This is a genomic window from Phenylobacterium sp. Root700 (genome assembly GCF_001429025.1).
Lineage (GTDB): Bacteria > Pseudomonadota > Alphaproteobacteria > Caulobacterales > Caulobacteraceae > Phenylobacterium.
Genome location: NZ_LMHT01000035.1, coordinates 260342 through 281331 on the forward strand (window position 1 = coordinate 260342; position 20990 = coordinate 281331).

The following is a 20990-nucleotide window of genomic DNA, read 5'->3' on the forward strand; positions in this document are numbered from 1 at the left end:
TTAGCGGCGGCGAAGAAAGCCTGCTCGGCCCTAGTCCACCGCCACGGTGTAGTTGAGCGCGAGCCGACCGCCGTCGGGATAGATGGTCTGTCCGGTGATGTAGGAGGCGTCCTCACTGGCCAGGAAGACGGCGACGCGGCCGATCTCCTCGGCTTCGCCGAAGCGCTTCAGCGGCGTGCGTTGCAGCACCCGATGGCGCGCGGCCTCGTTCTCCATCACCCCTTTCAGGATGTCGGTGACGATGGTTCCCGGCCCGATGGCGTTGACCCGGATGCCGTAGGGCGCGAGCCCCAGCGCCATGGCCTTGGTCAGCTGATTGATACCGCCCTTGGAGGCCACGTAGGCGAGCTGGTTGGGAATGGCGAGCACGGCGTTGATCGAGGACATGTTGATGATCGAGCCCTTGATCTTGGCGTCGACCATGTGCCGGGCCACGACCTGCCCGACGACGAACGGCGCGCGCAGATTGACCGCCATGACCCGGTCGAAATCCTCCAGCTCGGCTTCGAGGATGTCGCCCGGCGCCAGGATGCCGGCGTTGTTCACCAGCACCTCGATGCGGCCCAGCAGGGCCGCGGCCCTGATGACCGCCTTGCGGGTCGCCTCGGCGTCGGCGAGGTCGCAGCCGAGCGCGTGGACCTTGCGCCCGCTCCGCTCGGCCAGATCCTTGGCGGCCGCGGTCACCCGCGCCTCGTCGAGATCCAGCAGGACCAGATCGCAGCCTTCCTTGGCGAAGGCCTCGGCGCAGCCCAGGCCGATGCCGCCCGCCGCGCCGGTGATGAGCGCCGTGCGCCCCTCCAGCCGGCCGCTCACCATGCACCTGTGTTCGGCATGGAGGCCCAGGGTTCGGCGGGCTCCTTGCGCGCGCCGGCCTGCAACAGTTCGATGGAGATGCCGTCCGGCGAGCGGACGAAGGCCATGTGGCCGTCGCGCGGCGGCCGATTGATGATCACCCCGCCATCGGCCAGGCGCTGGCAGAGCGCATAGATGTCGTCCACCGCATAGGCCAGATGGCCGAAATTGCGGCCGCCCTGATAGTCTTCCGCATCCCAGTTGAAGGTCAGTTCGACCATGGGCGCCTTGTTCTGCCGGGCGGCGTCCTCGTCACCCGGAGCGCACAGGAAGACCAGGGTGAAACGTCCCCCAGCGCTTTCGCTGCGAGACACTTCGACCAGCCCAAGCTTGTTGCAGTAAAAGTCCAGCGAGGCGTCGAGGTCCGAGACCCGAACCATGGTGTGCAGATATTTCAAGACGACGTACTTTCCTTCGATCGACCAAGTCTTGGTACGAGCTCTGCGTTAAAGACCAAGCAAGGCTGTGCTGCAATCCTGCGGCCTTGAGGGCACATTATCCGGCCTTCAGGCAACCTGTCCGCGATTTCATTTGCAGTCGCAGAACGGTGGCATCACAAGGCGCTACAACATAATTTTTCGTGGCGGGGCCTACGACTGCGATTCTGACGCGGTCGCGACCTTTATGCTGCGCTCGAGGAAACGGCAGGATGCGGCTCAAACCACAGTACCTCTTCGTCGTCGTCCTGGTCGCTGTACTGGCCCTCGCCTTTGCTGTCGGTACGATTGTATCGCGGGGCAAGTCCGGATCGGCCGAGGCCAAGACCACTGAGGCCCACAAGGCCGAACTGCCTACGGTTCAGGCAGTGATGACCCCGGAAGTCGCGCGCGAATACGACGTGGTCATTCGCGGCCGGACCGAAGCCGCGCGCAGCGTCATCGCCCGCGCGGAATCCCCCGGCGTCGTCGCCGCCACCCCGGCCGTCGAAGGCTCGCTCGTGCGTAAGGGCGCGGTGCTCTGCCGCCTGAATGTCGACGCGCGCCAGGCCACCCTGGATCAGGCTCGCGCCAATCTTCGCTCCAAGCAACTCCAGCACAAGGCCTCGGCCGATCTCGCGGCCAAGGGTTTCCGCTCGCCGACCCAGCTGTTGCAGGATCAGGCCAATCTCGACTCCGCCGCCGCCCTGGTCCGCCAGGCCGAGGTGGGCGTGGAGCAGATGAACATCCGCGCGCCGTTCGACGGCGTGTTCGACAACCGCGAAGCCGAGATCGGGACCTACCTGGCTCCCGGTCAGGCCTGCGGAACGATGATCGAGCTCAATCCGCTGCTGATCGTCAGCGACCTACCGGAGACCGAGGCCTCGAAGGTGCGGATGGGCGCGGCGGCCAGCGCCCAGCTGGTTTCGGGCGAAACCCTGCGCGGCAAGGTGCGCTACACGGCGCGCGAAGCCGACCCTCAGACCCGCACCTATCGGACGGAAATCACCGCGGCCAATCCGCAGATGACCCGTTCTGGCCTCTCGGCCTCGCTGCGGATCGCGTCCGGCGTAGGGCCCGCCCACCTGGTGCCGCTGTCGTCGCTGGTGCTTGACGCCGGCGGTCAACAGGGCGTGCGCTACCTGCTGGCGGACGACAAGGTCGCCTTCGCCGCCGTGAAGGTGATCGAGGAAACGCCAAAAGGCATCTGGGTGACCGGGCTGAAGGGTCCCGCCCGCGTGATCACCGTCGGCCAATCCTATGTGGCCGAGGGTCAAAAGGTTCGAGTGGCCGCGGCGCGCTAGGCGCGCCCGCCGCTCTTCAGGAGACTAGGCCTATGATCGGACCTCTGATCGACGGCGCGATCAAACGGCGCAAGGTGGTGCTGGCCGTCACCCTGATCGCCAGCCTGTTCGGATTCTTCGCCTATCTGGCGATGCCTCGGGAATCCAACCCGAACATCGACTTCCCGTTCATCGCCGTGGTCGTCCCCTATCCCGGGGTCAGTCCCGAGGACGCCGAGCGCCTGCTCGTGCGGCCGTTGGAGACCGAGCTCCAGACGATCGAAGGCATCAAGGAGATGAACGCGGTCGCCCGCCAGAGCATGGCGATCGTGAACCTCGAGTTCGAGGCCGACTTCGACAAGGACAAGGCGCTGTCCGAAGTGCGCGCCAAGGTCGATCTGGCGCGCGGCAAGTTCCCGCCTGACGCCGAAGAACCGATCATCGAGGAAGCCAACGCGTCTGGCGAACCGATCATCGGCATCGTCCTGTCGGGCGGGGCTCCCGAGCGGACCCTGTTTCAGGCCGCCCGCAGCCTCCAGGATCGCCTGGAAAGCGCGCCCGGCGTGCTGGAAGTCTATCTGAACGGCGGCCGCGAAGAGGTGCTGGAAGTCACCATCGACCCGGTGCGCATGGAGGCCGCGAACGTCAGCCCCGGCGAACTGGCGCTGGTCATCGGGCGCAACAACCAGCTGGTGCCGGCCGGCAACCTGGAATCCGGAACCGGCAAGTTCGCGGTGAAGGTGCCCGGCGTCATCAACCAACCCGCCGACATCCTGGCCCTGCCGATCAAGAAGAACGGCGACCGGCTGATCACCGTCGGCGATATCGGCGACGTGCGCCGCACCTTCAAGGAAGCCACCTACATCACCCGCTTCAACGGCCAACCCGCCTTCTCGGTGGACGTCGCCAAGCGCTCGGGGGCCAACGTCCTCGACACCGTGAAGGAGGTCCGCAAGGTCGTCGCCGAGGAGCAGAAGCGCTGGCCCGAGACCGTGAAGGTCTCCTACATCTACGACCAGAGCGACTTCATCGGCCGGACCCTGGTCGTGCTGGAAAGCGGCCTGCTGATCGCCACCATCCTGGTCATGCTGATCATCGTGGCGACGCTCGGCATCCGGCAGGGCCTGATGGTCGGCGCGGCCATTCCGGCCTGCTTCATGCTGGCCTTCCTGATGCTGAACGCCATGGGCGTGACGCTGAACCAGATGGTGATGTTCGGCCTGGTCCTGGCGGTCGGCATCCTGGTCGACGGCGGCATCGTCGTGGTCGAATACGCCGACCGGAAGATGGCCGAGGGCATGCCCAAGGAGGAAGCCTTCGCCGCCGCCGGCAAGCGCATGTTCTGGCCGGTGCTGAACGGCACCCTGACGACGCTCTGCGCCTTCCTGCCGTTCCTGTTCTGGAACTCGATCCCCGGCAAGTTCATGAGCTTCCTACCGCTCACGCTGTTCTACGTGCTGGGCGCTTCGATCTTCATCGCCCTGATCTTCACCCCGGCCCTGGGCTCGATCTTCGGTCGCAAGGCCGCGGTGGACGCCGAACACCTGGCGCAGATCGAGAAGTCGGAACGCGGCGATCCGCGCGAAATGACCGGCTTCATGGGCTGGTACGCGCGCACGATCGACACCCTGGGGCGTCACCCGACGACGACCGTGTTCACTACCCTGGTGATCATCACGGTCATCGTCGTCGCCTTTAAAGCCGAGAACAAACCTTCGGAGTTCTTCCTCCAGCAGGACCCCGAATTCGTGAACGTCTACGTGAAGGCGCGCGGCAATCTTTCGCCCCAGGGTCAGGACATCCTGGTCCGGCAGGTCGAGGACCGCCTGCTGGGCCTCAAGGGCATGAGCTCGATCTACACCCGTACCGGGACCAGCAACCCCGGCGGCGGCCCCAACCAGGCGCCCAACGATACGATCGGCCGGCTGAACGTCGACTTCGTCGACTATGAAGGCCGCCAGGCGCTGGGCGTCGTCGGCAAGGACATCTCCAACGACATCCGCAAGCGGGTGGCCGGCATCCCTGGGATCGAGGTCGAGGTCCGCGAACCAGAAGGCGGGCCGCCAACCGGCAAGGACGTGCAGGTCGAGTTGCGCAGCCAAGACCCCGTCGCCCTGAACAAGGCGGCCGACCTGGTGAAGGCCAAGCTGGCCAGCGACCGCCAGCTCTATGAGCTGGAGGACAACCGCACCTCCCCCGGCATCGAATGGAACCTGACCGTCGACCGCGAGGCCGCGGGCCGCTACGGCGTCGACGTGCTGAGCGTCGGCCAGGCGATCCAGTTCGTCACCGGCGGCGTGCTGGTGGGGCGCTTCCGCCCCGACGACGCCGACGACGAGCTCGACATCCGCGTCCGCTTCCCGCCCGAGCAACGCAATGTCGCGGCCTTCGACACCTTGAAGATCCCGACCCAGCTCGGCCCCGTGCCCGCCAGCTACTTCATCAAGCAGGTGCCAGCCCAGCAGGTGACGTCGATCCAGCGGCGCGACGGCCAGCGGCTGGTGGTCATCCAGGCCAACACCGTCGAAGGCGTGGCCGCCAACCAGAAGATCGCCGAGCTGCGTCCCTGGCTGGAAAAGGCCAGCATCGACCCCGCCGTCCGCTGGAAATTCACCGGCGCCGACGAGGAAGGCCGCGAGGCCGCGGTGTTCTTCATGACCGCCATGGCTGTCTCGCTGTTCCTGATGGCGGTGATCCTGCTCTGGCAGTTCAACTCCTACTATGGGGTGCTGGTCACCCTGTCGGCGGTGGCCCTGTCGACGGTTGGCGTGCTGCTGGGCGTGGTGGTGAACATCGGGCACACCTTCGACTACATCTCGGTGATCATGCTCGGCACCGGGGTCGTCGCCTTGGCCGGCGTCGTCGTGGGCCACAACATCGTGCTGGTGGACACCTTCTACCAGCTGCGCCGCGCCGGCTTCCCGGCCGACGAGGCGGCGGTGCGCGCCGCCACCCAGCGGTTCCGGCCGGTCATGCTGACCACCCTGGTGACCGTGGTCGGCCTGCTGCCGCTGATGTTCCAGGTGCACCCGAACTTCCACGGCTTCCATGTGGAGTACAAGGCGCCAGGTTCGGAGTGGTGGGTGCAGCTGTCAGCCGCCGTTGTCTGGGGGCTGTCCTTCGCCACCCTGCTGACCCTGATCCTGACGCCGGTCCTGTTGGCCGCGCCCAAAGTCGCGGCGCGGCGGTTCGGCTGGCTGTGGGCGCACACCGGCGAGCACTGGTTCCCCAAGCGTCGCAGGGCCTCGCAAAAGCCGGTGATCGTCGAAGGCGAGCTGCCCAAGGCCGCTGAATAGACCGCCCGCCGCCGGTCAGGCTCTGCGTTTCAGGAGCCGCCGGCGGTTGGCGCGAACCTTCCGGCGATAGTGGGCCACTGCCCGGGACGGCCCCACGTGGGCGGCGGCCCCGGGGCCCTCAGGTTTCGCGGGTCTGACGCCGCCACAAGGCTGCGTATTCGCCACCTTTGTCCAAAAGTTCGGCATGCCGTCCGCGCTCGACGATGCGTCCGCGGCGCAGGACCAGGATCAGGTCGGCGTCGACGATGGTCGACAACCGGTGGGCGATGACCAGGGTCGTACGCCCCGCGCGCACCTTGCGCAGGGTGGCCTGGATCGCCTCCTCGGTCCGGCCGTCCAGCGCGCTGGTGGCTTCGTCCAGCACCAGAACCCGTGGGTCGGCCAGCAAGGCCCGCGCGATGCCGACGCGCTGGCGCTCGCCGCCCGACAGCTTCAAACCGCGCTCGCCGACCATGGTCGCCATGCCGTTCGGCAGGCCTTCGATGAAGGGCCCAAGTTCGGCCGCCGCCGCGGCGTTCCGAACGTCGTCGGCCGAGGCGTCGGGCCGGGCGAAGGCGATGTTGGCGAAGATGGTGTCGTTGAACAGCGCCACGTCCTGCGGCACCAGGGCGACCGCCCGGCGCAGCGCTGCCTGCTTGATTTGGCGCAGATCGACGCCGTCCAGGGTGATCTGGCCGCTCTGCGGATCGATCAGCCGCAGGGCCAGGCGGATCGCCGTGGTCTTGCCCGCGCCTGACGGGCCGACCAGGGCCACCGTCTCGCCCGGCGCGGCGCGGAAGCTGACGTCGAGCAGGCCGGTCGAGCGGGCGTCATGGCGGAACTCGACATCCTCGAAAACGATCTCGGCGCCGCGCCCGGTGGCCGGCGGCAGGTCCTGAGCCCCTGGCGCATCGACGATGTCGGGCTTGCGGGCGTTGAGCTCGACCATTTGCTCCATGTCGATGAAGGCCTGGCGGATCTCCCGGTAGTTGAAGCCCAGCATGTTGAGCGGACCATAGATGCCGATCAGCAGCAGCACCGCCATGGTGACGTCGCCGATCTGCATCCGCCCGGCCATCACCTCATGACCGGCCATGACGGTCATCAGCGCCAGCCCCAGGTTCAGCACCACGGACTGAATGCCGTTCAGCACCGAGAGCGAGGTGTTGGCCTTCACCCCGGCCCGCACATAGTCCGACATCGCATCTTCGTAGCGGGCCACCGTGCGCTCCTCGGAGCCGAAGGTCTTCACGGTCTCATAGTTCAGCAGGGCGTCCACAGAGAGCCCGGCCGTGCGGCTGTCAGCCTCGTTGAGCTCGCGTCGGTGGGCCAGGCGCCAGTCGGTGATCTTGAAGGTCAGCACCGTATAGAGGACGATGGTGACAAAGGCCGTGACGGCGAAGCGCCAGTCCAGCCGCGTGGCCATGACGATCATCGCCAGGATCAGTTCGATCGCCGTCGGGCCGAGGTTGAACACCACGCTGCGCATCAGGAAATCGGTGGAGCGCGCGCCCCGGTCGATGACCCGGGCCATGGTCCCGGTCTGCTTGCCCTGGTGGAAGTCCAGGCTGAGCGCCAGGGCGTGGGCGAAGGTCTCGGTGGCGGCCTTGGCCATGGTCGACTGCGAGACCACCGTGAAAATCACGTCGCGGGCGTAGGGCGCGCAGGCGGCGACCAGCCGCAGACCGGCGAAGGCGATCGCCAGCATCAGGAAGTCGGCGCCGATGGCCACCGCCTGGCCAGAGCCCGGCGCGAGTTTGTTGATGGCGTCGCCTAGCGCCACCGGCGCCCCGACGCCGGCCAGCTTGCCCACGAAAACCAGGGCCAGCGAGGCGATGATCCGCCACTTCAGGCCTGGCGCGCCGGACCGCAGCACCAGGCGTCCGAGATCGGCCATGGAACGCCAGAAGTCGAATTTCACCGAAGCAGGTGCGATCGCGCCGGGCGCGGCGCGATGGTGGCCGGGATGGGCGAAGGTCAAATCAGGCTCATTTCAGGATGATCGTGGATTGGGCGCCGCCGCCAGGCGTCATCCAATCGATCCGCAGGCCGGCCGAGACGGCGGTGCTGCGGAAGGGGCCGTTGGCGAGCGGCGGGGCCGATGTCGTATCGATATTGACGCTGTTCTCGGTGGCGTCGCCGAACACGTCGAGTTGGTGGACGCCGCCATTGAGCGGCTGCTGCGTCAGGGCCACGGCGTAGCGGCCGGCCGAGTCGGCCCGCCCTTCGGCCATCTGCCGCCCGTTGACGTGGATGCTGAGCGCGGCCCCCGCCGGAGCCCGGCCCGACACCACCGCCCCGCCTTCACGGTCGAAGTCCACGGCGTCGAGCCCGTTCTTGCCCGTGCGCCCGATCCGCAACGCGCCGGTCCCGGCCCGCAGCATCACCGCCTCGCCCGACGGCGCGATCAACAGATAGCCCTCGCCCTGCACCTGCCGGGCGCCGACCGTGGTCGACAGGCCAAAGATCCGAGGTTGGGCGATCACCGGCATGGTCAAGGTCCAGACGCCCTTGGAGTCGGTGTTGGCGAAGCTGGTCTGGCCCTCGGGCGTGGCCAGCCGCACGCGCGATCCGGCCGGCGCGGAGCCGGTCAACCGCAGGCTCTCGCCTTCGACCCGGGTCGCTGTGACCGCCGGCGGCGCCAGATAGGCGGCCTCGACCGGCACGGCTGGCGTGGTCTTGGCCGGGGCGATGGCGGGCGCGGCGCCCTCCCCGCAGCCGGCCAGCAACGCAAGCGCGGCGGTGGCGATGAGGAACGCGACGGGAAGAGAGGGGACGCGGCGCACGGCTTGCTTGAAACTCCTTAACCCAGGCCCTAGCTAATCGGGCTTTCCTGCTGCGCCCGCAAGCGCGCGGCCAGTTGATTCTCCAGGAGCTTAACCGGATGGGGCAGCAGCCCGACCGCCTCGATTCCGTCTGCGTGTTCTGCGGCTCCTCCGACGCCGCCGAGCCGGCCCTGCTGGCGGCGGCCGCGACCCTTGGCCGTGAGCTGGCGCGGGCCGAGCTGACCATGATCTACGGCGGCGGCGGCGTTGGCCTGATGGGCGCCTGCGCCATCGCCGCGCACGAGGCCGGCGGCAAGGTGCTGGGCGTCATCCCCCACTTCCTGAAGGAGAAGGAACGCCGGCTGGACGTGGTGGAGACCATCGTCGTCACCTCGATGCATGAGCGCAAACAGATCATGTTCGAACGCTCCGACGGCTTCGTCGTCCTGCCCGGCGGCATCGGCACGCTGGAAGAGGTGGTCGAACTGCTGTCGTGGCGGCGGCTGGATCTGCACGTGAAACCGGTGGTGTTCTACAATCCAGATGGCTTCTGGGAGCCGCTGTTCAAGCTCTTCCAGCACACGGTCGACCACAAGCTGACCCCGGCGAGCTTCATGGACAGCTGGATCTCGGTCGATCAGATCGAAGATATCGTGCCCGCCCTGCGCGGCGCGCAGCCTGCGGGCGCCGACGCCGCGCCGGACGCCGTGCGGGTGACCTGAGGCCGGCCTAGAGCCCGCGCCGTTCCAGCAGGATGATGGGGCCGCGGTAGTCCGCTCGCGCATATTCGCGATAGCCCGCCTTCTCGGCCACCCGCAACGAGGCGGTGTTGTCGGGATCGATGATGCAGACCGTGCGGGCGTCATCGAAATTCGCATGGCCCCAGGCCAAGGCGGCCGCGACCGCCTCGCTGGCGTAGCCCTTGCCGTGGGCGCTGGGCGAGAACACCCAGCCCATCTCCGGCGCATCGCCCAGGGGCGGTTCGATGGCGCGCTGGAAGTTGGCGAATCCGACGTCGCCGACGAAGCGTCCGCTGGCCTTCTCGCAAACCGCCCAGGCGCCGAAGCCCATCTCCTCCCAGTGACCGATCACGCGCAGCAGGCGCGACCAGGTCTCCTCGCGGGTCGAGGGCTTGCCGCCGATGAAACGCGTCACCTCCGGATCGCCCCAGATGGCGGCGTAAACCTCGAGGTCGGCCTTGGTGTGCCCGCGCAGGACCAGCCGTTCGGTCTCGATCACCGGCGCCCGGCTCATTTGCGGGTCACCGCGTCGCGGAAGCCGTTGACGATCGGATAGCGGCGATCGCGCCCGAAGGCGCGGGCGCCGATCTTCACGCCGGGAGCCGCCTGGCGGCGCTTGTATTCGGAGTTGTAGAGCAGCCGTTGGATCCGCTCGACCGTCTCGGGCGCATAGCCGCGGGCGACAATCTCGTCGAGGGTCGCCTCCTCCTCCACCAGCCCATGCAGAATGGCGTCGAGTTCGGCGTATTCCGGCAGGCTGTCCTGATCCTTCTGGTCGGGGCGCAGCTCGGCCGACGGGGCCTTGGTCAGGATGCGCTCGGGGATCGGATCGGCGGCGACGCCATAGGGATCATTGGCGTTGCGCCATTCGCAGACGGCGTAGACGTCGGTCTTGTAGACGTCCTTCAGCACATTGTAGCCGCCGCACATGTCGCCGTAGAGGGTGGCGTAGCCGACCGCCATCTCCGACTTGTTGCCGGTGGTCAGCAGCATCAGGCCAAGCTTGTTGGACAACGCCATCAGCGAGACACCGCGGGCGCGAGCTTGGATATTCTCTTCCGTCAGGTCGGGCGCCATGCCCTCGAACTGCGGCGCCAGCATCTGGGCGAAGGCGTCGACGGCCGGAGCGATCGAGATTTCATCCAGCCGAACGCCCAGACGGCGGGCGCAGCCCTCGGCGTCTTCCAGGCTGTCACGGCTGGTGTATTTCGACGGCAGCATGAAGCAGCGGACCTTGTCCGGCCCCAGGGCGTCGGCGGCGACCACCGCGCAGATGGCCGAATCCACCCCTCCGGAAAGTCCAAGCAAAACACCGGGGAAGCCGGACTTCTTCACATAGTCCCGTAGCCCAAGAACCATGGCCCGGTAGATTTCCTCCGCGCCGGTCGGCCAGGTCGTGGTCGGCGCGCTGACGCAAGTCCAGCCGCCCTCGCCCTTCTCCCAGGTCGAGAGCCCGAAGGCCTCCTCGAACATCGGCAGGCTCATGCAGACCTCGCCGCTCGCCGACAGGGCGAAGGAGCCGCCGTCGAAGACCAGTTCGTCCTGACCGCCGACCTCGTTGACATAGACCAGCGGCAGGCCGGTCTCGGCGACCCGGGCCTTGGCGACCACCAGCCGCTCGTCGTCGGCGGTCCGGCGATAGGGCGATCCGTTGGGCACCAGCAGGATCTCGGCGCCCTTCTCCTTCAGCTCGCGGCAAACCCGGTGGGACCAGATGTCCTCGCAGATCGGCGCGCCGAACTTGACGCCCTTCCATTCGAAGACCTCGGGACCAAGGCCCGGTTCGAACACCCGCTTTTCATCGAAGACGCCGTAGTTGGGCAGGTCGCACTTGAAGGCCACGCCCTTCACTTCGCCCTCGGCCAGGAAGGCCAGAGCGTTGTGCGGGCGGCCAAAGCGGTTCTGGGGCGGCCAGATCACCCCGATCAGGGCGGCGGGACCATCCTTGGTCTCCAGCGCCAGACGCTCCACAGCGGCCTTTCCAGCCGCCCAGAAGGCCGGCTTCAGCGCCAAGTCTTCCGGCGGATAGCCGTTGATGAACAGTTCGGAGAAGACCGCGATGTCAGCGCCCGCGGCGCGGGCCTGCGCCAAGCGCTCACGCGCCAGGGCTTCGTTATGGGCGATCGCGCCCACGGTCGGATTGGCTTGGATAGCGGCGATGACCAGAGTCGACATGACTTGTCATGTAACCTCGACCGCGCCCGTGGGCCAGCCTCCGGCCGGCCCACTTCGCGTTCAACGTCAGAACTTGGCGTTGACGCGGACGTAGTAGAGGCCGCCGTCGGTGTCGTAGACGGCGTTGCGCGAATAGATCAGGCCGCGCGAGGCCTGGAACGTCGCCTCGTCCGGGTACTTGTCGAACAGGTTCTCGGCCCCAACGGTCAGCTTCACCTGGTCGGTGATCGCGGCGCTGACCGAGAGGTCGACAAAGGCCCGCGAGCCGAAGGTCTGGACCAGGTCGGCCGAGGATTGCGACTGGGCGTCGGTCCATTCGCCATAGTAACGGACCCGCGCCGTGCCTTCGTAGCGGCCATAGGCGTAGGTCGCGGCGATGTTGCCGGTGTGCTCGGGCAGGCCGTCCTCGATGTTGATCCGCGCCAGCTTCGAGACCTCGGTCAGCTTGGAGCGGGTGACCTTGGTGTCGTTCCAGTTATAGGCCGCCGTCAGGGTCAGATCGCCCTCGGCCACCTTCGTCTTCCAGGACCCGACGGCGTCGAGGCCCTTGGTCCGGGTGTTGAAGGCGTTGGTGAAATAGCTGACCGAGGTCAGCGAGTCGGCGCCCGGGACACCCAGCGCCAGGAGCTGGGTGCGGATCGCCGGAGTCACGGTGAAGTTCGGCGAGGTGGCGAACCGGTCGTCGACCTCGATCTGGTAATAGTCGACCGAGCCGCTGAGGCCGTGCTCGGCGCTGCGGTAGACCAGGCCCACGGAGAAGTTCTTGGAGGTCTCCGGTTCCAGCGGCTTGGCGCCGAAGAACTGCGCCACCGGATTGCTGGGCGACAGGCGCCCGGCGGTGAACAGTTGCAAGGTCGTGGTGTCCAGGCCCTGGGACGTACGGGTGCTGTTCAGCTGGCCCGGCGTCGGGGCGCGGAAGCCGGTGGAGACCGCGCCGCGAACCGCCCAATCGGGGCTGATCTCGTAACGGACGGCGATCTTGCCGTCGGTGGTCGAGCCGAACTCCGAGAAGTCCTCATAGCGGATGGCGATGTCGGTCGAGAACGCCTCGGTCCAGGAGAGGTCGAGGTCGACATAGCCGGCGTAGCTGGTCTGGTCCCACGACCCGGCCTGCGAGGCGCTGTAACCGGGGAAGCCGTTGGAGCCCGACGGCAGGCCCGCCTGGGCGCCCGGTCCGACCTGATAGGACATCGGGTCGCCAGCCTCGATCTTGTAGGTCTCGACCCGGCGCTCGACGCCGAACGCCAGGTTCGCCGGCTCGGCCAGGAAGCCGAACTCCAAAGGCTTGTTGAGGTCGAGATTGAGGTTCTGCTCGCGCTGCCGGAGCACGCCGGCCCGGAAGGCGGTCGGCGATTGCGGGCCGAACGAGGCGTTGATCGTCTCGCGCAGGAAGTAGTCGATCTTGTCTTCGCCGAGCGAAGCGTTGAAGTCCCAGGCTAGGCCGTTCGCCAGTTCGCCGCGGAGGCCCGCGTTCAGTGCATAGTCGGTCTCGTCCTGGCCGAACTTCGGCGAGAAGCCGACCGGATAGATCTGCTTCAGGTTCCACCCCGGGAAGGCCGGGCTGTTGCGATAGGACGTGTCGTTCGACGGGTTGCGCCAGTTGAAGTCGGTGACGCCGCCGCTCTCCGAATAGGTCGCGAAACCATAGAGCTCGACAGCGTCGCTCAGGCGGTAGGCCGTATCGATGACAAAGCGGGTGGCGTCGCGGTCGGGCTGGCCCCAACGCTGCACGGGGTTGGGCACCTTCAGGGTCGGATTGGCGGCCTGGAAGGCGATGGCGTCCGGCCGCTGGCGGGTCCGCGAGGTCGCCTCGCTGTCGGTATAGGTCAGGGTCGCGGTCAAGTGTCCGCCCTCCCCCAGCGCCCAGCCGGCCCGGAAGCCGCCCTCGTACATGGTCCCGTCGCCCTCGTAGTATTGGGCGGCCTGGCCGAAGGCCGCAAAGCCCGGCTGATCATTGAGGATCAGGTTGATGACGCCGGCGATGGCGTCCGATCCGTACTGCGCCGAGGCGCCGTCGCGCAGCACCTCGATGCGCTTGATCGCGAAACTCGGCAGCTGACCAAGATCGACGCCCTGGGCCCCACGACCGCCCAGCACCGCCGAGCGGTGACGACGCTTGCCGTTCACCAGCACCAGCGTCTGATCGGGCGAGAGGCCGCGCAGGGTGGCGGGGCGCACGAAGGCTTGGCCGTCGGCGGCCGGCAGGCGCTGAACGTTGAAGGACGGCACCGCGGCGACCAGCTTCTCCATCAGCTCGTCGGAGACCGTGCTCTCCAGGACCGACTCGGAGATGACGTCGATAGGCGCTGCGGATTCAAAGGCGGTGCGGTCGGCGCGGCGGGTGCCGGTGACGATCACCGCGTCCAGTTCCTCGGCTGAGGCTCCCGGGCCGGCGGCGTCGATTTCGGCGAAGGCCGGCTGGGCCAAGGCCAGGGCGAGCACGGTCCAGGCCGCGGTCGTCATGAGTCGCATACGAGAAATCCCCCGAGAACAATTTGGGGGCTCGCTAAACTGCGCCGATGACGGATGGGCGACAGCCGGAACTCAGTCGCGTGAAAGCTCAGCGACCGTCGGGCGGCAAAGAAAAAGGGCGGCTCGCGAGAGCCGCCCCTTGAACTCAGTCGTCCCGATGAACGCGTTCCCGGCGCTCGTGACGCTCTTGCGCCTCGAGGCTGAGCGTCGCGATCGGACGGGCTTCCAGACGAGCGACGCCGATGGGTTCACCGGTGTCTTCGCAGTAGCCGTAGGACTTGTCTTCGATCCTGCGGATTGCGTCGTCGATCTTGGAGATCAACTTGCGCTGGCGGTCCCGGGTCCGAAGTTCGAGAGCTCGATCAGTCTCGGACGTGGCGCGGTCGGCCAGATCAGGATGATTTTCGGTTTCGCTTTGAAGATGGACAAGGGTCTCACGGGATTCCCGCAAGATGTCCTCTTTCCAATTCAAGAGCTTCTGCTTGAAATACTCAAGCTGACGCTCGTTCATGAATTCCTCGTCCTCGGAGGGACGATATTCTGGCTTTTCCGCCAACATTGTGGCCGTGCTCATAGATGCCTCACGCCCCCTGGGTACAACACCCCGACAACATGCGGAGCGCTTATACCAAAACGAAATCTGCTTTCAACGAACCTCGCTCTTCGCGCGTGCCTAAGCCGCACGATTCGCGCATTCGAGTTTAGCGAGCTCCACGGCAGCACGGGTTTCAATCTCGTTCAATACACCTTCAAGGTGTTCATCATCCGTGCCGAGCCGCTCGTCACGGACGGCTCGGCGCAGACGATCTAGATCGTCTGCCGAGAGTTCGCCCGAAAGGAGCCCGATCTTCACGTCTTCGAGAACGTCGAGAATTTTACCCGCCCGTCCGACGGCGCGCCGGCGGCGCTCCAACGGACCAGCCACTTCCTGTAGAGCCAGGATTGCATCGACACTCATCACCCCGCCGACACCGCCGGCCCGCGCCACCTGCGCTGGTCCAGCAGCCGCGGGCGGCTGAGCGATCTGAAAGCCTTCGCCGCCTGCCGCGCGGGGCTTACCTGCCCCACCCGTAGATCCGACGCTGCTCGTGCCACTGACTTTCATGCGAGGCCCTTTACCACGCTTCGCCCAGAGTCTCGCAGCCCCATGCTTATGGTATGGTTAATGCCGGGCAATTTCTGCCGCCAGGCCACGCAGCGCCCCGCCCGCCAAGCCCACAATTGCTGAAATCATTGACGTTTTGGACTGGCACGCCGGTCGCATAGTCCCGTGGGAGCTCATTAGTCCGTAGTGTGTCGGGATCCCATGCGTCGATCGTTCCGCCTCTTCAGCGCCGTCATCCTCGCCGCAACGCTGTGCGCCGGTCCCAGTTTCGCGAAGTCGCGGATCAAGGACATCGTGGAGTTCGAGGGCGTCCGCGACAACATGCTGGTCGGATATGGCCTGGTGGTCGGCCTAAACGGCACCGGCGACAGCCTGCGCAACGCCCCCTTCACCCGCCAGAGCCTGGAAGCCATGCTCGAGCGGCTGGGGGTCAACACCCGCGACGCCAACCTCAACACCAAGAACGTCGCCGCCGTGATGGTGACGGCCAAGCTGCCGGCCTTCTCGGCGACGGGCTCACCGATCGACGCCTCGGTCTCGGCCATGGGCGACGCCAAGAGCCTGCAGGGCGGCACGCTGCTGGTCACCCCGCTGATGGGCGCGGACGGCCAGGCCTACGCCGTCAGCCAGGGCACGGTGCAGACCGGTTCGATCTCGGCGGGCGGCGCATCCGGCTCTTCGGTGTCCAAGGGCGTGCCGACCGCCGGCCGCATCGCCGGCGGCGCCATCGTCGAACGTGAGATCGGCTTCCAACTGGCCAATATGAGCCAGATGCGCATGACCCTGCGCAATCCGGACTTCACCACCGCGCGCAAGATCGCCGACGTCGTCAACAGCCGCTTCCCCGGCGCGGCGCGGGCCGACAACCCCACCATCATCACCATCACCCCGCCCGCGCGCATGGACATGGTCTCGTTCCTCTCGCAGGTCGAGAACCTCACCGTCGACACCGATGGCCCGGCCAAGGTGGTGATCGACGAGGTCGCCGGCGTGATCGTGATGGGCGAGAACGTCCGCATCTCCACCGTCGCCATCGCCCAGGGCAACCTGACCATCACGGTCCGCGAGAGCCCGGCGGTCAGCCAGCCGGCGCCGTTCAGCCGCGGCGAAACCGCCGTGGTCCCGCAATCCGACGTCCAGGTGGACGAAGAAAAGGGCAAGCAGTTCATCACCCTGCGGGACGGCGCCTCGCTGTCGAGCCTGGTGTCGGGCCTGAACGCCCTGGGGGTCACCCCCCGCGACATGATCTCCATCCTGCAGACCATCAAGGCCGCAGGCGCCCTGCAAGCCAACATCGAGGTGATGTGATGGACCTGACCTCCGCCTTCACCCTGCCAACCGCCAAGGGCGCGACCGACGTCGCCGCCCAGCCCACCGCCGCCGAACTGGCCAAGCGCGGCCAGATCAAGAAAACCGCCACGGACTTCGAGGCTTCGTTCCTGTCGGTGATGCTGAACGAGATGTTCAAGGATGTCGGCGCGCAGGCCCCGTTCAGCGGCGGCCAGGGCGAGGCGGCGTTCAAGTCGTTCATGAGCGACGCCATGGCCAAGCAGATGGTGCGCTCCGGCGGCGTCGGCCTGGCCGACACGGTCGGCAAGGAAATGCTGAAGCTTCAAGGTTTGAGTTAGGAGAGTAAGCCATGGCGATTTCCGCCACGGACGCGTCGGACCGCGTCGAACAACTGATCGTGCTGACCGAGCGCCTGACCGAGCTGATCGCCGAGGAGGCCCTGGCCTTCGAGGAACGCCGCGCCCACGACGCCGCCCGCCACATCGAAGAGACCTCCAAGCTCGCCAACGTCTATCGCCACGAGTCGGCGCGGGTTCGCGCCAATCCGCGCATGGTCGCCAGCGCGCCGCTGGCCCAACGCGCCCGGCTGATCCGCGCCACCGAAGCCTTTGACGCCGTGCTCGCCCGTCAAGGCCGGGCCCTGGCCGCCGCCAAGACCGTCACCGAGGGACTGGTTCGCGCCATCGCCGACGAGGTCGCCTCCAAGCGCAACACCGGCGCGGGATACGGCCAGGGCGGCGCAGCCTCGGCCCCCGCCTCCGCCACGTCGATCACCCTGAACAAGCGCGCTTGAGCCGCGCCAATAGCAGGCTTGACGATTAAAACACTTGTTTGACCCCCACCTTTGGGCCTAGCTTGCCCAGGTCGCCGGGCCGTTCCGGCGACCGCGTTCTCAGGGCGGGGTGAAAGTCCCCACCGGCGGTGATGGCGGAAGGCTCGCAAGGGCCCATGCACAAGCCCGCGGGCGCCTGGTTGGCCGAAAGGCCCGTCAGGGACAGCAGATTCCGGTGCGAACCCGGAGCCGACGGTTAGAGTCCGGTTATGAGAACCGCTAGTGACGGCCCTGCTCCGTGCGTTCGCGCAGGGAGATCCACAGGCCGCTGCTTGCGTCTCCCTGAGTCGTGGTTTTTGCCCCAACTCAGGGATCTGACCATGACCCAAGCTGTCACCCACTTCGAAGTCCCCACCGCCAACGGCGCTTTCCGTCTGGCGCGCATCGCGTTCATCCAGTCCGGCTGGCACAGCGAAATCGTCGACAACGCCTATCAGGGCTTCATCCGCGAGATCGCCGGCCTCGGCTTCAACGAGTCCGCCATCGACCGCTTCGAGACCCCCGGCGCGTTCGAAATCCCCCTCCACGCCCAGACCCTGGCCAAGACCGGGCGCTATGCAGCCATCGTCGCCGCCGGCCTGGTTGTCGACGGAGGCATCTATCGTCACGACTTCGTGGCCTCGACCGTGATCTCGGGGCTCATGCAGGTTCAACTCGCCACCGAGGTGCCGGTCTTCTCGGTGGTGCTGACGCCGCATCATTTTCATGAGCACGACCTCCACCAGACCTTCTTCCGCGAGCACTTCCTGACCAAGGGCGCCGAGGCGGCCCAGGCCTGCGCCAAGACCTTGTCCAGCCTGGCCAAGCTGGCCGCGGCGGCGTGAGGCGGGGGATGATGCACGAGACGCGCCCCATCCCCGACGGCTTCGAACGCCACTTCCGCCAGAGCCCGGTGACCGATCCCTGGGAGCCGCTCTACAGCCGCCGGACCGAGCGCGGCGTGATCTTGGGCTTCATCGCTGAAACCGCGCACACCAACAGCCGCGGTTTCGTCCACGGCGGGCTGATCAGCGCCCTGGCCGACAACGCCATGGGCCTGTCCTGCGCCCAGGTCGCCGGCGGCGAGGCCAGCCTGGTCACGGTCAACCTGACGCTCGACTTCCTGGGATCGGCCCAGATCGGCCAATGGGTGGAGTTCGACACGGTGTTCGTGAAGTCGGGGGGAACGCTCTCGTTCGCTCAAGCCTTCGTGACCGCCGACGGCGAGCCCTGCGCACGCGCCAATGCGGTGTTCCGACTGCTACGGAAAGCCGCCTAGGCCTCAGGCGGCCGCGGACGTCACATCGTCCGGCGCCTGCGGCCGCCATCCGCTCGCCAGCAGGTGGGCCGCCAGCAATTCGGCGGCCTCCAAGGTCAAGCGCTCAAGGTGGTCCAGCAGGGCCAAGCGCCTGTCGGGCTGCGGCGTGTGGGCGTAAAGCGCGCAGATCACATGCAGCCGGCTGCGAACGCTGGGCGGGGCCGGCCGCGCCTCCAATCTGGGCAGTTCAAGCTGTGGCTCTTCGGCGTCCTCAATCAGTTGGTCGGGTTCGTCGTACAGCGGGCCGATCATCGTCTGCCTCTCCTTCCTACTCAGGCCACCAGGGCTGCGTCGCGGCAACGCAGACCGTTCATCCGGACGTCGGCCTTGCCGACCTGAACGCCCAACAATTTCGTCAAACTGTTCAACACCGTGTCCAGCGGCGCGGCGAGCGTCGTCAGCGTGCTGGTCAGGGCCGAAGCGATCCCGCCAAGCCCCAGGCCAAGGCCCAGCACATGGACGTCCAAGTCCAGCGAGCCCAGCAGGCTGGATACGGTCGCCTGGGCGATATCGTCGGTGGCCACGGTCTTCATGGTCGCCGCCTGGATGTCGGCGCGGGTGAAGCGAACCGTCTTCCAGGTCAGCCCGCCGATATGAACGTCCGCCAGGCCGGTCACCTTGACCACGCCCAACACATCGAGGATCGGCGCCGGCGTGACCGTCAGGTTCGTCTTGAAGTTGTTGAGCAGCGCCGTGTTGATGTCGCCGATCGACACGCGGCCGACGCTGGGCCGCACTGAAAGAGTCGCGGCCTGGGCCGACAGCGTTTCGGGACACTCCATGGCCGAGAGCTTGGCCTCGCCGGACGCGGCCTCGACGTACACCGGCAAGGTGATCGGCTGGATGCCGAGCAGCCCCAACGCGCTCAGCGCCTTGGCCTTGATGTAGAGACGGGTCTGGGCGGTGCGCACGATGACCTCGCCGTCCCGGTCAACCGTCAGCCAGGGTGAATTGTTCGGACGTTCTCCCACCGCCAGCCATACGTCGGTGTCCAAGATGCCCGGAACGCTGGCCCCGAGATCAAGCTGCACCTGGCGCCCCTCGTCCGCGAGCAGCAACAATGCGTTGGCGAAGTCGCCAGCGGCGACCTGAACCTTGGTGCTGGTGGCGCCGGCCACATGGTCCTGGCTCATATAGGGGCCAAGATCGAGCAGCTTGCTCGGCGTGATCTCCTTGCTGTTCCCCGCCGCGACGGAGAGCTTGCGGGCCGAGACGGCGGCCGCCACGGCGCCGTCGCTCTGCAGCAGGTCGGCAAGCACCGTCAGGGCTTGGCCGGTCGAGATCTCGTTATCGAGCACCTTGTCGTAGGACACGCCCTTGAGATCACTGCTCACCCGCAAGGCCTCGGCGTACTTGAAGAGATCGATCTTCGCGCTCGCCAGCGCATTGTAATCCATCACAGACAACGAGACCGTGCTGCCGGTCAGCTGGCTGAGCAGCTGGTTGGCGATCCCGCCGTCAAGGCCAAGCAGCCCGGTGCCGATGGAGAAGCTGGCCATGTCGGCGCGCGCGGCGGTCGCGCGGCGCGAAATGGTGACCGACGGCTTCCCGAGGATCATCTGGCCAAAGAACAGATCGGCCTCCCCCTGCACCACCACCTTGGCGGCGTTGGGCTTCACGCCTCCTGGCTGAAAGCGAGCGGCGACCGTCAGCGCCGGGTCGGGGTTGTAGGTCCCGAGCGCGACATTGACCTGTAGCGGGACCGACCAGCCGTTGGCCGTGGCTGTCGCCTGCGCCGCGGCCGTCGCATGATCGATATCCCGCGCCGCCGACATCGCCGCGAGATCGGCGATTCCCTGGAGCTTTCGCGACTGCAGGAAGATCGAGCCGACATCCACCGCAAAGGCCGCGGCGGCGACGAGCGTCATCAGGCTCCCCGCCATGATGATCGACACCGCGCCCTCGGTGTCGCTCCTGAAACCGGCCGCCAGCGGGCGCCTGCGCATCAGTAGCCCCCCAGGCGAACCACGGCGCGGCGTTCGATCTTGGCCGGGGGCATCGGGACAAGGCCCGACATGCCCCAGAACGGCGAGCTGGAGGCGTCGTAAACGACGTTGATGGAGAGCTGCTGGTCCTTCCGAGCGACCGTCACGGCCGCGTTCGAGACCTTCAGATAGGGATAGTCGGCCATGCCCGAAGCGAGGGAGGATTGGGCCAAGGAGCCTCGCTCGGCGTCATCAAGGCCAGCGATGGCCGCTCGGGCGCTGTCATTGGCCACCTGTTGAACAGCATGAGCCAGCCAGAAGTAGCCGCCGTAACAGACGATCCCGACCAGCAGTACGATCAGGATCGGTCCAACCAGGGCGAACTCGATCGCCACCGTGCCGGTTTCATCGCGCCGTAGACGCGTCCATCGCATTGACGGCGCCATGCTCCACCCCCGCCCAGTTCTTGGGCTTCCATGAGCGTGCAGCATGGGACTTCGCAGCTTTGCAGAGAGTAATCGCGTAATGTACGCAATTCACGTGAGTTTCGGAGAAACAGATCG

The 20990-nt window shown here is 66.9% G+C and carries 20 protein-coding genes and 1 riboswitch; of the genes, 8 read left to right on the top strand and 12 right to left on the bottom strand.

Annotated features, from left to right (window positions below):
- Positions 1–30: 30 nt before the first annotated feature.
- Together ASE02_RS20950 and ASE02_RS20955 are read right to left on the bottom strand one after the other, a co-directional pair.
- Positions 31–816, bottom strand: coding sequence for an SDR family NAD(P)-dependent oxidoreductase (locus ASE02_RS20950; RefSeq protein WP_056737058.1), 786 nt, complete (start codon positions 814–816; stop codon positions 31–33).
- Positions 810–1250, bottom strand: a complete 441-nt coding sequence (locus tag ASE02_RS20955) for a VOC family protein (RefSeq protein ID WP_056737060.1) — start codon at positions 1248–1250, stop codon at positions 810–812. The genes ASE02_RS20950 and ASE02_RS20955 overlap by 7 nt, the downstream gene beginning before the upstream one ends.
- Positions 1251–1501: 251 nt before the next feature.
- On the opposite strand from ASE02_RS20955, the gene ASE02_RS20960 reads away from it, so the two are divergent.
- Complete coding sequence (locus ASE02_RS20960; protein WP_056737062.1) at positions 1502–2572, top strand: efflux RND transporter periplasmic adaptor subunit; 1071 nt, start codon at positions 1502–1504, stop codon at positions 2570–2572.
- Positions 2573–2604: 32 nt separating this feature from the next.
- Positions 2605–5847 carry an efflux RND transporter permease subunit gene (locus ASE02_RS20965; protein ID WP_056737064.1) on the top strand — a complete coding sequence of 1081 codons (3243 nt, stop codon included), beginning with the start codon at positions 2605–2607 and terminating at the stop codon, positions 5845–5847.
- Between the two features lie 118 nt (positions 5848–5965).
- Here ASE02_RS20965 and ASE02_RS20970 read toward each other — a convergent pair whose 3' ends face one another.
- Together ASE02_RS20970 and ASE02_RS20975 are read right to left on the bottom strand one after the other, a co-directional pair.
- Positions 5966–7723, bottom strand: coding sequence for an ABC transporter ATP-binding protein/permease (locus ASE02_RS20970; RefSeq protein WP_082602286.1), 1758 nt, complete (start codon positions 7721–7723; stop codon positions 5966–5968).
- A 91-nt stretch (positions 7724–7814) separates the two neighbouring features.
- Complete coding sequence (locus tag ASE02_RS20975; RefSeq protein ID WP_056737067.1) at positions 7815–8612, bottom strand: Ig-like domain-containing protein; 798 nt, start codon at positions 8610–8612, stop codon at positions 7815–7817.
- Positions 8613–8710: 98 nt separating this feature from the next.
- Between ASE02_RS20975 and ASE02_RS20980 the strand changes: the two genes are divergently transcribed.
- A complete protein-coding gene (locus tag ASE02_RS20980) occupies positions 8711–9313 on the top strand; it encodes a TIGR00730 family Rossman fold protein (RefSeq protein ID WP_056737069.1) in 603 nt (200 codons plus the stop codon).
- A 7-nt stretch (positions 9314–9320) separates the two neighbouring features.
- Here the strand turns inward: ASE02_RS20980 and ASE02_RS20985 are convergent, their stop codons facing one another.
- From ASE02_RS20985 to ASE02_RS22160, 5 genes are all read right to left on the bottom strand, one after another.
- On the bottom strand, positions 9321–9845 hold the full coding sequence (locus ASE02_RS20985) for a GNAT family N-acetyltransferase (RefSeq protein ID WP_056737071.1): 525 nt from the start codon (positions 9843–9845) through the stop codon (positions 9321–9323).
- Positions 9842–11506, bottom strand: a complete 1665-nt coding sequence (locus tag ASE02_RS20990) for an NAD+ synthase (protein ID WP_056737073.1) — start codon at positions 11504–11506, stop codon at positions 9842–9844. Before ASE02_RS20990 ends, ASE02_RS20985 begins: the two co-directional genes overlap by 4 nt.
- A 66-nt stretch (positions 11507–11572) precedes the next feature.
- Positions 11573–13978, bottom strand: coding sequence for a TonB-dependent siderophore receptor (locus ASE02_RS20995; protein ID WP_082602254.1), 2406 nt, complete (start codon positions 13976–13978; stop codon positions 11573–11575).
- Between the two features lie 145 nt (positions 13979–14123).
- Entirely contained in the window at positions 14124–14552 is a 429-nt protein-coding gene (gene dksA, locus ASE02_RS21000) for an RNA polymerase-binding protein DksA (protein WP_082602255.1), read from the bottom strand.
- Between the two features lie 99 nt (positions 14553–14651).
- Positions 14652–15083, bottom strand: a complete 432-nt coding sequence (locus ASE02_RS22160) for a flagellar assembly protein FliX (protein WP_082602256.1) — start codon at positions 15081–15083, stop codon at positions 14652–14654.
- Positions 15084–15284: 201 nt separating this feature from the next.
- Here ASE02_RS22160 and ASE02_RS21005 point away from each other — a divergent pair, with 201 nt between their 5' ends.
- The 5 genes from ASE02_RS21005 (at position 15285) to ASE02_RS21025 (ending at position 18463) form a co-directional block, all read left to right on the top strand.
- On the top strand, positions 15285–16391 hold the full coding sequence (locus ASE02_RS21005; protein WP_056737077.1) for a flagellar basal body P-ring protein FlgI: 1107 nt from the start codon (positions 15285–15287) through the stop codon (positions 16389–16391).
- Positions 16391–16711, top strand: coding sequence for a rod-binding protein (locus ASE02_RS21010; RefSeq protein WP_056737079.1), 321 nt, complete (start codon positions 16391–16393; stop codon positions 16709–16711). Before ASE02_RS21005 ends, ASE02_RS21010 begins: the two co-directional genes overlap by 1 nt.
- Before the next feature lie 11 nt (positions 16712–16722).
- Entirely contained in the window at positions 16723–17166 is a 444-nt protein-coding gene (locus tag ASE02_RS21015; protein WP_056737081.1) for a hypothetical protein, read from the top strand.
- Between the two features lie 91 nt (positions 17167–17257).
- A riboswitch (FMN riboswitch) is annotated at positions 17258–17427 on the top strand.
- Positions 17428–17525: 98 nt separating this feature from the next.
- Positions 17526–18029 (top strand): 6,7-dimethyl-8-ribityllumazine synthase, encoded by a 504-nt coding sequence (locus ASE02_RS21020; protein WP_056737083.1) that lies wholly within the window; start codon positions 17526–17528, stop codon positions 18027–18029.
- A gap of 11 nt (positions 18030–18040) precedes the next feature.
- Positions 18041–18463: a PaaI family thioesterase gene (locus ASE02_RS21025; protein WP_200957734.1), complete on the top strand. Its 423-nt coding sequence runs from the start codon at positions 18041–18043 to the stop codon at positions 18461–18463.
- Between the two features lie 3 nt (positions 18464–18466).
- On the opposite strand, the gene ASE02_RS21030 is transcribed toward ASE02_RS21025, so the two are convergent.
- Genes ASE02_RS21030 through ASE02_RS21040 form a run of 3 tightly spaced genes read right to left on the bottom strand, consistent with a single transcriptional unit; the run spans position 18467 to position 20861 of the window.
- Positions 18467–18754, bottom strand: a complete 288-nt coding sequence (locus tag ASE02_RS21030; RefSeq protein ID WP_056737087.1) for a hypothetical protein — start codon at positions 18752–18754, stop codon at positions 18467–18469.
- A gap of 20 nt (positions 18755–18774) precedes the next feature.
- A complete protein-coding gene (locus ASE02_RS21035) occupies positions 18775–20448 on the bottom strand; it encodes a TadG family pilus assembly protein (RefSeq protein ID WP_082602257.1) in 1674 nt (557 codons plus the stop codon).
- Positions 20448–20861 (bottom strand): TadE/TadG family type IV pilus assembly protein, encoded by a 414-nt coding sequence (locus ASE02_RS21040; RefSeq protein ID WP_056737089.1) that lies wholly within the window; start codon positions 20859–20861, stop codon positions 20448–20450. Before ASE02_RS21040 ends, ASE02_RS21035 begins: the two co-directional genes overlap by 1 nt.
- Positions 20862–20990 lie beyond the last annotated feature (129 nt).

Excerpts from the sequence above, each read along its gene's own strand:
- ASE02_RS20960 (WP_056737062.1), top strand. The coding sequence starts at position 1,502 with ATGCGGCTCAAACCACAGTACCTCTTCGTCGTCGTCCTGGTCGCTGTA.
- ASE02_RS20995 (WP_082602254.1), bottom strand. The coding sequence starts at position 13,978 with ATGCGACTCATGACGACCGCGGCCTGGACCGTGCTCGCCCTGGCCTTG.
- dksA (WP_082602255.1), bottom strand. The coding sequence starts at position 14,552 with ATGAGCACGGCCACAATGTTGGCGGAAAAGCCAGAATATCGTCCCTCC.
- ASE02_RS21010 (WP_056737079.1), top strand. The coding sequence starts at position 16,391 with ATGGACCTGACCTCCGCCTTCACCCTGCCAACCGCCAAGGGCGCGACC.
- ASE02_RS21020 (WP_056737083.1), top strand. The coding sequence starts at position 17,526 with ATGACCCAAGCTGTCACCCACTTCGAAGTCCCCACCGCCAACGGCGCT.
- ASE02_RS22160 (WP_082602256.1), bottom strand. The coding sequence starts at position 15,083 with ATGAAAGTCAGTGGCACGAGCAGCGTCGGATCTACGGGTGGGGCAGGT.
- ASE02_RS20990 (WP_056737073.1), bottom strand. The coding sequence starts at position 11,506 with ATGTCGACTCTGGTCATCGCCGCTATCCAAGCCAATCCGACCGTGGGC.
- ASE02_RS21035 (WP_082602257.1), bottom strand. The coding sequence starts at position 20,448 with ATGCGCAGGCGCCCGCTGGCGGCCGGTTTCAGGAGCGACACCGAGGGC.
- ASE02_RS21005 (WP_056737077.1), top strand. The coding sequence starts at position 15,285 with ATGCGTCGATCGTTCCGCCTCTTCAGCGCCGTCATCCTCGCCGCAACG.
- ASE02_RS20970 (WP_082602286.1), bottom strand. The coding sequence starts at position 7,723 with ATGGCCGATCTCGGACGCCTGGTGCTGCGGTCCGGCGCGCCAGGCCTG.
- ASE02_RS21040 (WP_056737089.1), bottom strand. The coding sequence starts at position 20,861 with ATGCGATGGACGCGTCTACGGCGCGATGAAACCGGCACGGTGGCGATC.
- ASE02_RS20965 (WP_056737064.1), top strand. The coding sequence starts at position 2,605 with ATGATCGGACCTCTGATCGACGGCGCGATCAAACGGCGCAAGGTGGTG.
- ASE02_RS21025 (WP_200957734.1), top strand. The coding sequence starts at position 18,041 with ATGCACGAGACGCGCCCCATCCCCGACGGCTTCGAACGCCACTTCCGC.
- ASE02_RS21030 (WP_056737087.1), bottom strand. The coding sequence starts at position 18,754 with ATGATCGGCCCGCTGTACGACGAACCCGACCAACTGATTGAGGACGCC.
- ASE02_RS20980 (WP_056737069.1), top strand. The coding sequence starts at position 8,711 with ATGGGGCAGCAGCCCGACCGCCTCGATTCCGTCTGCGTGTTCTGCGGC.
- ASE02_RS21015 (WP_056737081.1), top strand. The coding sequence starts at position 16,723 with ATGGCGATTTCCGCCACGGACGCGTCGGACCGCGTCGAACAACTGATC.
- ASE02_RS20985 (WP_056737071.1), bottom strand. The coding sequence starts at position 9,845 with ATGAGCCGGGCGCCGGTGATCGAGACCGAACGGCTGGTCCTGCGCGGG.
- ASE02_RS20950 (WP_056737058.1), bottom strand. The coding sequence starts at position 816 with ATGGTGAGCGGCCGGCTGGAGGGGCGCACGGCGCTCATCACCGGCGCG.